This window comes from Geodermatophilus sp. YIM 151500 (assembly GCF_025716945.1).
Lineage (GTDB): Bacteria > Actinomycetota > Actinomycetes > Mycobacteriales > Geodermatophilaceae > YIM-151500.
In genome coordinates this window covers 1-9609 of the sequence record NZ_JAOVZT010000025.1, presented here as the reverse complement: position 1 = coordinate 9609, position 9609 = coordinate 1, and the positions used below count along the sequence as shown (strand labels likewise).

The 9609-nt window shown below is 77.3% G+C and carries 6 protein-coding genes and 1 pseudogene; all 7 read right to left on the bottom strand.

What is annotated here, in order from left to right:
* On the bottom strand, positions 1–1403 hold a 1403-nt coding region (gene ftsW / locus OF117_RS21810; RefSeq protein WP_263554962.1), incomplete at its 3' end, for a putative lipid II flippase FtsW.
* Positions 1400–2833 carry a UDP-N-acetylmuramoyl-L-alanine--D-glutamate ligase gene (murD, locus tag OF117_RS21805; RefSeq protein WP_263554961.1) on the bottom strand — a complete coding sequence of 478 codons (1434 nt, stop codon included), beginning with the start codon at positions 2831–2833 and terminating at the stop codon, positions 1400–1402. The genes murD and ftsW, both read right to left, overlap by 4 nt.
* 7 nt (positions 2834–2840) lie before the next feature.
* Positions 2841–3920: a phospho-N-acetylmuramoyl-pentapeptide-transferase gene (gene mraY / locus OF117_RS21800; protein WP_263554960.1), complete on the bottom strand. Its 1080-nt coding sequence runs from the start codon at positions 3918–3920 to the stop codon at positions 2841–2843.
* Positions 3917–5311: a UDP-N-acetylmuramoyl-tripeptide--D-alanyl-D-alanine ligase gene (locus OF117_RS21795; RefSeq protein ID WP_263554959.1), complete on the bottom strand. Its 1395-nt coding sequence runs from the start codon at positions 5309–5311 to the stop codon at positions 3917–3919. The genes mraY and OF117_RS21795 overlap by 4 nt, the downstream gene beginning before the upstream one ends.
* Positions 5308–6933, bottom strand: coding sequence for a UDP-N-acetylmuramoyl-L-alanyl-D-glutamate--2,6-diaminopimelate ligase (locus OF117_RS21790; RefSeq protein ID WP_263554958.1), 1626 nt, complete (start codon positions 6931–6933; stop codon positions 5308–5310). The genes OF117_RS21795 and OF117_RS21790 overlap by 4 nt, the downstream gene beginning before the upstream one ends.
* Positions 6934–7018: 85 nt before the next feature.
* Positions 7019–8935, bottom strand: coding sequence for a peptidoglycan D,D-transpeptidase FtsI family protein (locus OF117_RS21785; RefSeq protein ID WP_263554957.1), 1917 nt, complete (start codon positions 8933–8935; stop codon positions 7019–7021).
* A gap of 3 nt (positions 8936–8938) precedes the next feature.
* Positions 8939–9609 (bottom strand): annotated as a pseudogene (locus tag OF117_RS21780) (hypothetical protein); the annotation flags it as partial.

Genomic DNA, 9609 nt, shown 5'->3' with positions numbered 1-9609 from the left:
CGCGCGGACGCGCGGGGCCGCGGCCGGGCGCCGGCGTGGGCGTCGTCGGGAGCCGGACGGCCGGCGGGCGGCGCCGGGCGGACCGGGACGACGGTGCGCCGGCCCCCCACCGCGGGACCGCGCCCCGGGCGGGTGCCGCCCCGCCGGTGCGGGCGGACCGGCTCGACGGCGGCCGCCGGCACGGGCAGCAGCCAGCGGGTCAGCTTGCCGGGCGGGGACTGCCGGGCGGCCTCGACCGCCGCCGGCTCCCCCCGGGCGAAGCGGGCGAGCAGACCGACGATGAACAGGGTGAGCACCAGCGACGTGCCACCCGCGGAGATCAGCGGGAGCTGGACGCCGGTCACCGGGAGCAGGCCGACCACGTACCCCATGTTCATGGTGGCCTGCCCGACCAGCCAGACGGTGATCGAGACGCTGGCCAGCTGCACGAAGCGGTCGGCCGACCGGCGCGCGATGCGGAAGCCCGCGTAGGCCAGGACGCCGTAGAGCGTGACCACCACCAGGCAGCCCAGGAAGCCCAGCTCCTCGCCGATGATGGCGAAGATGTAGTCGGACTGGGCGTGCGGCAGCAGGTTCCACTTCATCGCGCTGTTGCCCAGCCCGACGCCCCACAGCCCGCCGGTGGCCAAGGCGTACATGCCGCGGATCGCCTGGAACCCGCCGTCGTCCGGATCGGCGAACGGGTCGAGGAAGGAGGTGATCCGGGCCATGCGGTAGGGCGCCGTCTTCACGAGGGCGGCCAGGACCGCCGCCCCGGCGAGCGCGAACCAGCCGAACCAGCGCAACGGCATGCCCCCGGCCCACAGCAGGCCGACCAGCACCAGGCCCAGGCTGACGACGGCGCCGAAGTCGGGCTCGGCGATGAGCAGCACGGAGAGCACGCCGAACACCGGCAGCACCGGCACGAGCAGCGAGCGCGTGGTCAGGTAGCGCTCGCGCAGCGCCAGCACGTGCGCGCCCCACACGGCGAAGACCAGCTTGGCCAGCTCGGAGGGCTGGAAGTTGGCGAAGCCCAGGTCGAACCACTGCCGGGCGCCGTTGAGCTGGATGCCGATCCCGGGGACGAGCACGAGCACGAGCAGCACCGTCACGCCGCCCAGCGCCACCGATGACCAGCGTCGGAGGAAGCCGGCGGGCAGCCGCAGGGCGACGGCCATGGCCACCAAGCCGAGCCCCGCCCACACCAGCTGCTGCACGCCGGGCGCCCAGGCCGGCTGGTCGTCGAGCGCCGCCTCGATGGCCGAGGCCGAGAAGACCATGACCAGGCCGATGGCCAGCAGCAGCCCCGCGGCGCCGAGCACGAGGTGGCAGCTGGTCATCGGCCCGTCGAGCCAGGCCGGTCCGCGCAGCCGGACCCGCGGGCCCGGCGGCAGCGGGATCCGGGACGGCTGGACGGCGGTCACCCGCCGCCCCCGGCGAGGGCGTGCACCGCATCGGCGAAGGCCCGGCCGCGGTGGGCGTAGTCGGTGAACACGTCCATCGACGCGGCTGCCGGCGCCAGCAGCACCGTGTCGCCCTCCCCGGCCAGCGCGGCCGCGGCGGCGACGACCCGCGCCATCGTCTCCTCGGCGGCGGGACCCATCCCCTCATGGTCTCCGCTGGGCACCTCGGTGACGGGGACCGTCGGGGCGTGTCGGGCCAGGGAGGCGGCGAGAACGGCCCGGTCGCGGCCGAGCAGGACGACCCCGGCGAGCCGGCCGGCGACCGCCGCGACCAGCGGGTCGACGTCGGCCCCCTTGAGCAGGCCCCCGGCGATCCACACCACCCGGGGGTAGGCGGCCAGTGACGCCCCCGCCGCGTGCGGGTTGGTGGCCTTGCTGTCGTCGACGTAAGCCACCCCGGCGACGGTGCCGACGACGACGTTGCGGTGGGCACCGCCGCGGAAGCCGGCCAGCCCGCGGCCGACGGCCTCGGCCGGTACCCCGGCGGCCCGCGCCAGCGCGGCGGCGGCGAGCGCGTTGACCGTGTTGTGCGGGCCGGGCACGGTCAGCGTCGAGCGCTCGAGCAGCACCTCGCCGGCCGGGTCGTCGGCGAAGGCCCGGTCGACGAGCAGTCCGTCGCGGACCCCGAGCTGGCCGGGACCGGGCTCGCCGAGCGTCACCGTGACCGGCCGGGGGTGGGCGGCGACCAGCCCCGCGGCGACCGCGTCGCCGGCGTCGGCGACGGCCACGGGGGCGCGCTCGAGGATGCGGGCCTTGGCGTCGCGGTACGCGGCGAACGACCCGTGCCAGTCGACGTGGTCGTCGGCGACGTTGAGCACCGCCGCGGCGGCGGGGGCGATCGACGAGGACCAGTGCAGCTGGAAGCTGGAGAGCTCGACGGCGAGGACGTCGTACGCTGGACGGCCCTGGTCGCGCGCGGTCACCACCTCGACCAGGGGACGGCCGACGTTGCCGGCCGCGACCGCGCGCAGCCCCGCGGCCTGCAGCACCGCCTCCAGCATGGTCACCGTCGTCGTCTTGCCGTTCGTGCCGGTCACCGCCAGCCACGGTGCCGGCCGCTCCCCCGGCGGCAGCGCCGTCGCGCGCAGCCGCCAGGCCAGCTCCGGCTCGCCGACCACCTCGGTGCCCCGCCGCGCCGCGTCGGCGAGCAGCGGGGCGTCGGGCCGCCAGCCCGGGGAGGTGACGACCAGGTCGACCCCGTCCGGGACGGCGTCGGCCCGGCCGAGCCAGGTGGCGCCCGCCGCCGCGAGGTCGTCCACCGCGGCGGGCTCGGCGGCGTCGGCGAGCAGCACGCGGGCGCCGGCGGCCAGCAGCACCCGCGCCGCCGCCGCGCCCGACACGCCCAGCCCGGCGACGAGGACGGTCCGCCCCGCGAGATCGGCCTGGTTCACCGATGGCTCACAGCCCCACGAACGCGAGCCAGTCGGCGTAGAACAGGCCCAGCCCGAAGGCCACCGCCATCCCGGTGACCAGCCAGAAGCGGACGATCACGGTGTTCTCGGTCCACCCGGCGAGCTCGAAGTGGTGGTGCAGCGGCGCCATGCGGAACACCCGGCGCCGCGTGGCGCGGAAGAAGGCCACCTGGATGACCACCGACAGGGTCACCGCGACGAACAGGCCGCCGGTCACGATGAGCAGCAGCTCGGTGCGGGTGACGATGGCCAGTCCCGACAGCAGGCCGCCGAGGGCCAGCGAACCGGTGTCGCCCATGAAGATCCGCGCCGGGCTGGTGTTCCACCAGAGGAAGCCCAGGCAGGCGCCCATCCCGGCCGCCGCGACGAGGGTGACGTCGAGCGGGTCGCGCACCTCGTAGCACCCGACGATCAGCTCGGTCGTGCAGTCGTGGGTGAACTGCCAGAAGGAGATGAAGACGTAGGAGGCGAACACCATCGCCGAGGAGCCGGCCGCCAGCCCGTCGAGGCCGTCGGTGAGGTTGACCGCGTTGGAGAAGCCGGCGATGAACAGGTAGGCCAGCACCACGAAGCCGACCGCGCCGAGGGCCAGCGGGGCGATGTCGCGGACGTAGGAGACGGTGGTCGAGGCCGGCGTCATCCCGTCGCCGCCCGGGAAGTTGATCGCCAGGGCGGCGAAGGTGACCCCGATGACCAGCTGGCCGACCAGCTTGGCCGTCTTGTTCAGCCCGAGGCTGCGGCGGAAGCGGATCTTCAGGTAGTCGTCGAGGAAGCCGACCGTGCCCAGGCCCACCATGAGGAACAGCAGCAGCAGGCCGCTGGCGGTGACCCCCCGCCCTGGCTGGTCGAGCAGGAACAGGTGCGCGGCGGCGTACCCGCCCACCGTGGCGGCGACGATGACCGTGCCGCCCATCGTGGGCGTGCCCTTCTTCGACAGGTGGGTCTCCGGGCCGTCGTCCCGGATCTCCTGGCCCAGCCCGTGCCGGCGGAAGGCGCGGATCGCCAGCGGCGTCGAGAGGATGGAGATCACCAGGCCGAAGCCGGCGGCGATCAGGATCGATCTCACGCGCGCACCCCGACCTCGAGCAGGTCGGCGGCCAGCAGCTCCAACCCGTGGCTGCGACTGGCCTTGACCAGCACGACGTCGCCGGCGGCGAGGATGCCGGCCAGGAGCGCGCGTGCCGCGGCCCGGTCCGGCACGTGCACCGACCCCTCCCCTGCCCGTCGGCCCGCTGCGGCGGCCCCGTCGGCTATGCCTACCGCATCGGGTCCCACGGCCACGACCAGGTCGACCCCGGCCGCGGCCGCGTCCCGACCCAGCCGCTCGTGCTCGGCGTGCGCGGTGGCGCCCAGCTCGGCCATCCCGCCGAGCACGGCGATGCGACGGGTCGCCGGCAGCCCGGTGAGGGCCGCCAGCGCGGCCCGCATCGACTCCGGGTTGGCGTTGTACGCGTCGTTGACCACGGTCACCCCGTCGGCGCGGCGGACGACCTCCATCCGCCAACGGCTGCGCGAGGTCGCCGCGGACAGCCCGGCGGCGACCTGCGCCGGCACCAGGCCCGCGGCGAGCGCAGCGGCCGCCGCGGCGAGCGCGTTGGCCACCTGGTGCTCGCCGACGACCTGCAGCTCGACCGGGTGCTCCTCGCCCGCGGCGACCAGGGTGAAGCGGGGGCGGGCCGCCTCGTCCAGCGAGACGCCGGTGGCGCGGACGTCGGCGTCGGTGCCGCGCCCGGTGGTCACCACGCGCGCCCGGGTGCGGCCGGCCATGCCGAGCACCCGGGGGTCGTCGGCGTTGAGGACGGCGGTGCCGCCGGGCGGCAGCGCCTCGACCAGCTCCCCCTTCGCCGCCGCGATCCCGTCGGGGCTGCCGAACTCGCCGAGGTGGGCCGAGCCGACGTTGAGCACGATGCCGATGCCGGGCCGGGCGACACGGCAGAGCCGGGCGATGTGCCCGGGGCCGCGGGAACCCATCTCCAGCACGAGGAAGCGGGTGCCCTCGTCGGCGGCCAGCACCGTCAGCGGCAGCCCGATGTCGTTGTTGTAGGAGCCGGGCGGGCTGACCGTCGGTCCGGCGGCGCCGAGCACCTGGCCGAGCAGGTCCTTGGTCGACGTCTTCCCGGAGGAGCCGGTCAGCGCGAGGGTGGTCAGCCGCCCGGCGGACAGCCGGGCGTGGACGCCGGCGGCGAGCCGGCCCAGGGCGGCGACCGGGTCGGCCACGACCACGCACGGCAGCGCGGCGTCGGGCCGGGACGTGAGCGCAACGGCGGCGCCGGCCGCGGCGGCGGCCGGGAGGAAATCCGCCCCGTCGACCCGCTCGCCGGGCAGCGCGACGAACAGGTCGCCGGGGGCCACGGTCCGGGAGTCGACGGTGACCCGGCCGCGGACCCGCACGCCCGGCGGCCCGGCGAGGGCGCCGCCGGCCAGCTCGGCGATCTCGGTCCCGGTGAGCTCGATCATGCGGGGGCACCCAGCCCGGCCAGCGCCTCGCGGAGCACGACCCGGTCGTCGAACGGCAGCACGCGGCCGCCCACCTCCTGACCGGTCTCGTGCCCCTTGCCGGCCACGAGCACCGCGTCACCGGGTGCGGCCAGGGCGACCGCCGTCGCGACCGCCGCCCGCCGGTCGCCGATCTCGTGCAGCTCGGCTCGCCGCCCCACCGGCACCGCGGCGGCGCCGGCCACCACCGCGGCCCGGATCGCGGCCGGGTCCTCCGAGCGGGGGTTGTCGTCGGTGACCACCAGGACGTCGCTGCCCTCCGCGGCGGCCGCACCCATCCCGGCGCGCTTACCGGGGTCGCGGTCGCCGCCGCAGCCGAGCACGGTGATCAGGCGCCCCCCGCCGGCCGGGCGGAGGGCGGCCAGGGCGGTGCGGACCGCGTCGGGTGTGTGCGCGTAGTCGACCACGGCCACGAACGGCTGGCCGGCGTCCACCGGCTCCATCCGGCCGGGGACGACGGTGCCGGCGATCCCGGCCACGGCGGTGTCCACGGGCACGCCCACGGCGTCCAGCAGGGCCACCGCCAGCAGCGCGTTCGCGACGTTGAAGCGGCCGGGCAGCCGCAGGCGGGCGGGCAGCGCGCGGCCGTCGGGGGCGTGCACGGTGAAGGTCGACCCGCCGCCCGGGGCGTCCGCGACGTCGGTCGCCGTCCAGTCGGCGCGGCCGCGCCCGGCAGGCTCCGGCGCGGCGAGGGACACGGTGACCGGCCGCCGGCCGTCGCGGCGCCCGCCGGCGCCCTCGGCGAGCCGGCGGCCCGCGTCGTCGTCGACGGTGACCACCTCGACCTCGGCCCGGCCGTCGAAGAGCAGGGCCTTGGCCCGGAAGTAGTCGTCGAGGTCGCGGTGGAAGTCGAGGTGGTCGCGGCCGAGGTTGGTGAACCCGGCGGCGGCGAAGCGGACGCCGCCTGCGCGGCCGAGGACCAGGGCGTGGCTGGAGACCTCCATGACCACGTCGCCGACCCCCGCCTCGGCCATCGTCGCCAGCAGCGCGTGCAGGTCGGGCGCCTCGGGCGTCGTCCGGACGCTGGGGAAGGTGGTGACCGCGGGCCGCCCGTCCCGGTCGCGGCCGCGCGTGCGCGTCTCCACGGTGCCGATCAGCCCGGTGGCCCGCCCGGCTGCGGCCAGCCCGGCCTCGACCAGGTAGCTCGTGGTCGTCTTGCCGTTCGTGCCGGTGACGCCGACGACGGACAGCCGGTGGCTCGGCGAGCCGTACACGCGCGAGGCCACCGCGCCGAGGACCGCGCGCGGGTCGTCGACGACGCACACCGGCACCCCGCCGGCCGCGGCCGCCTCCGCGCCGGCGGGATCGGTGAGCACCGCCACCGCCCCGCGGTCCGCCGCGGCGGCGGCGAAGCGGGCTCCGTGCGTGCGGACGCCGGGCAGCGCCGCGTACAGGTCGCCCGGCCGCACGTCACCCGAGGCGTGCGTGACGCCGCGCAGCAGGACCGGAGCCCCGTCGCCGTCGGCGTCGGCGTCGCCGTCGGCGCCGCCCGCCGGCACGCCCACGAGGTCGGCCAGGGCGGCGAGGGCGAGCGGTTCCGCCCCGGCGGGCCGGGGCACCGCCCCGGGCTCGGTCGGGGTCACGGAGCGCCAATCTACCGGCGGCCGGTCCGCCTCCCGGGCACCTCGCCGCGGACGGGGAGGTCCGGACCGCCCGCCCGGTGGGCGGTCAGGGGGTGCCGGTGAGCCGGAAGTCCGGGCGCGACGACCCGGAGGGGACCACGCCGTCGGCGGTCAGGGCGTGCCGCATGATGTCGGCGAAGACCGGCGCGGCGACCTGGCCGCCCTCCGCCGAACTCGTCGGCCGCTCGAGGTCCACGGCCACGACGTAGCGCGGGTCGTCGGCCGGGGCGAAGCCGACGAACGTGGTGACGTAGCCACCGCCGGCGTAGCAGCCGCACTCCGGGTTGGCACGCTGGGCGGTGCCGGTCTTGCCGGCCACGCGGAAGCCCTCGATCTGGCCCCGGGGCGCGGTGCCGCCCGGGCCGACCACCGCCTCGAGCATGTAGGACATGCGCTCCGCGGTCGCCTCGCTGACCACGCGGGCCCGCTCCGGTTCGCTCGCCGCGGTCACCCTCCCGTCGGGCGCGGTGACCGACTCGACGAGGCGGGGGGCGACCCGGACACCGCCGTTGGCCAGCGCCTGGTAGGCCGAGGCCATCTGCAGGGTCGTCACCGACACGCCCTGGCCGATGGGCACGTTGGCCGACCGGCTCTCGGTCCACTCGGCCGACGCCTCGAGGATCCCGGCGCTCTCACCGGGCAGCTCGATGCCGGTGCGGCTGCCGATGCCGAAGGCGCGCAGGTACTCCTCGAGCGTGGTGTCGCCGACCTCGCGCGCCAGCATGATCGTCCCGACGTTGCTGGACTTGGCGAGTATCCCGGTGACCGTCCAGTCGACGACGCCGTGGGACCACGCGTCGGACACGACGACGTCCCCGGCGCGGATCGAACCGTCGACCCCGAGCACGGTGTCCGGGGTGGCGATCCCCTCCTCGAGCGCCGCGGCCAGGGTGACCGCCTTCATCACCGACCCGGGCTCGAAGACCTGCGACACGACCGGGTTGCCCAGCAGGTCCGGGTCGGTGGAGCCGTAGGCGCCCGGGTCGTAGCCCGGGCAGGACCCCATGGTGAGCACCTCGGCGGTGCGCGCGTCCAGCACGACCGCCGAGGCCCGGGTGGTCGCGCCGTCGGCGCACGCCCGCGCCAGCCGCTTCTCGGTGACGAACTGCAGGTCCTGGTCGAGCGTGAGCGTCACGGTGCTGCCGTCGGTCGCCGGCGTCGACTCGTCGATGCCCGAGGGGATCGGGTAGCCGCCGCTGCCCACCTCGACCCGCCGCTGGCCCGGCGAGCCGGCCAGCTCGTCCTCGAAGGTCTGCTCGATGCCGGCCAGGCCGGTGCCCTCCCGGCCGACGAAGCCGACCACCTGCCCGCCGACGGAGCCGGCCGGGTACAGCCGGACCGGATCGTCCTCGAAGTAGAGGCCGGGCAGGTCGAGCGCCTCGATGGCGTCGACGGTCTCGGTCAGCACCTGGGAGGCGAGGACGACGTAGCGGCCCTCCTGCGACAGCTTGTCGGTCAGCTCCGACACCGGGATGTCGAGCAGCGTGGTCAGCGCCAGCGCGGTCCGCGCGGGGTCGTCGACCACGGTGGGATCGGCCACCACGCGGGAGGCCTCCACCGTGTAGGCGAACGGCGCCCCGTCGCGGTCGAGCACCTGCCCGCGCAGGGCGGGGACCGGGTAGCTGCGCAGCCGGTCCTGCTCGGCGGCGGTGGCGTAGGACGCGGCGTCGACGCCCTGGAGCACCGCCAGCCGCCCCACGACGACCACGAGCAGCAGGACGAGGAAGAGCAGCCCCCACCGGTTGCGCCGACCCCGCTGGTCCACCGACAGCCCGGCGCCGCTGCGGCGGCTGCCGGGGGCCCGGCGGGGCGTGAACGCGCCGCGGGGAGGGGCGGCGGTCGTGTCGGAGGCCCGACCTGCGCCGCGCGCCCCGGCCCGGTCACCGGTGCGCGCGGTCGTGCGGCCGGTCGTGCGCGCGGTCGTGCGCGGGCCGGCACCGGGCCCGCGGGACGTGCTGGGCACCGGTCAGCCCTCCCCGGGCGCCGGCGCGGCGTCGGGGGCGCCACCGGCCGGGGCGCCGTCCGGGGCCGGCGCCGCCCCCTCCGCCGCCGGCTGCCCGGCCGGGGTGCCGGCCTGCTCCGCGGGCGCCGGGGAGGGCTGCTCCGCGTCCGGCGCGGAGGGCTGCTCCGCGGGCGCCGGCCAGGGCTGCTGCGCGTCCGGCGCGGGAGCAGGCGCGGGCGCCGGGACCGGCTCCGGCGCCACGGCCGGCTGCGGGGCGCCGCGGAGCGACGCGCTCCCGTCCGGGTCGATCACGAGGTGGGCCGCGGGCCCGGCGGGCACCAGCCCCGCCTCTTCGGCGGCGGCCGCGAGGGCCGAGGACGTGCTGCCGGTGATGACCTCCCGCTGCAGCCGCTCGACGTCCTCGGCGCGCTCCGCGTTGTCCACGCGCATCTGGGTGGCCCTCAGCGAGTCGACCGCGATGGCGGTGTTGAGGAACAGCGATCCCAGCGTGGTGCCCACCAGGAGCCCGACCACGAGCAGCACGAACGGGGCGCGCCGGGCGAGCAGCCCGCCGCCCGGTCGCGCGGCTCCGCGGCGCGTCGCGGGCGGCGGGACCGGCCGCGTCCCGGACACCGGGCCCGTCGGCGCGGCGGTCGTGCGGCGGCGGGGCCGCGCGGCGCCGGCGGCCGCCTCGG

What these genes read in the sequence shown, in the direction of transcription:
- OF117_RS21795 (WP_263554959.1), bottom strand. Translation starts at nt 5,311, where the DNA reads ATGATCGAGCTCACCGGGACCGAGATCGCCGAGCTGGCCGGCGGCGCC.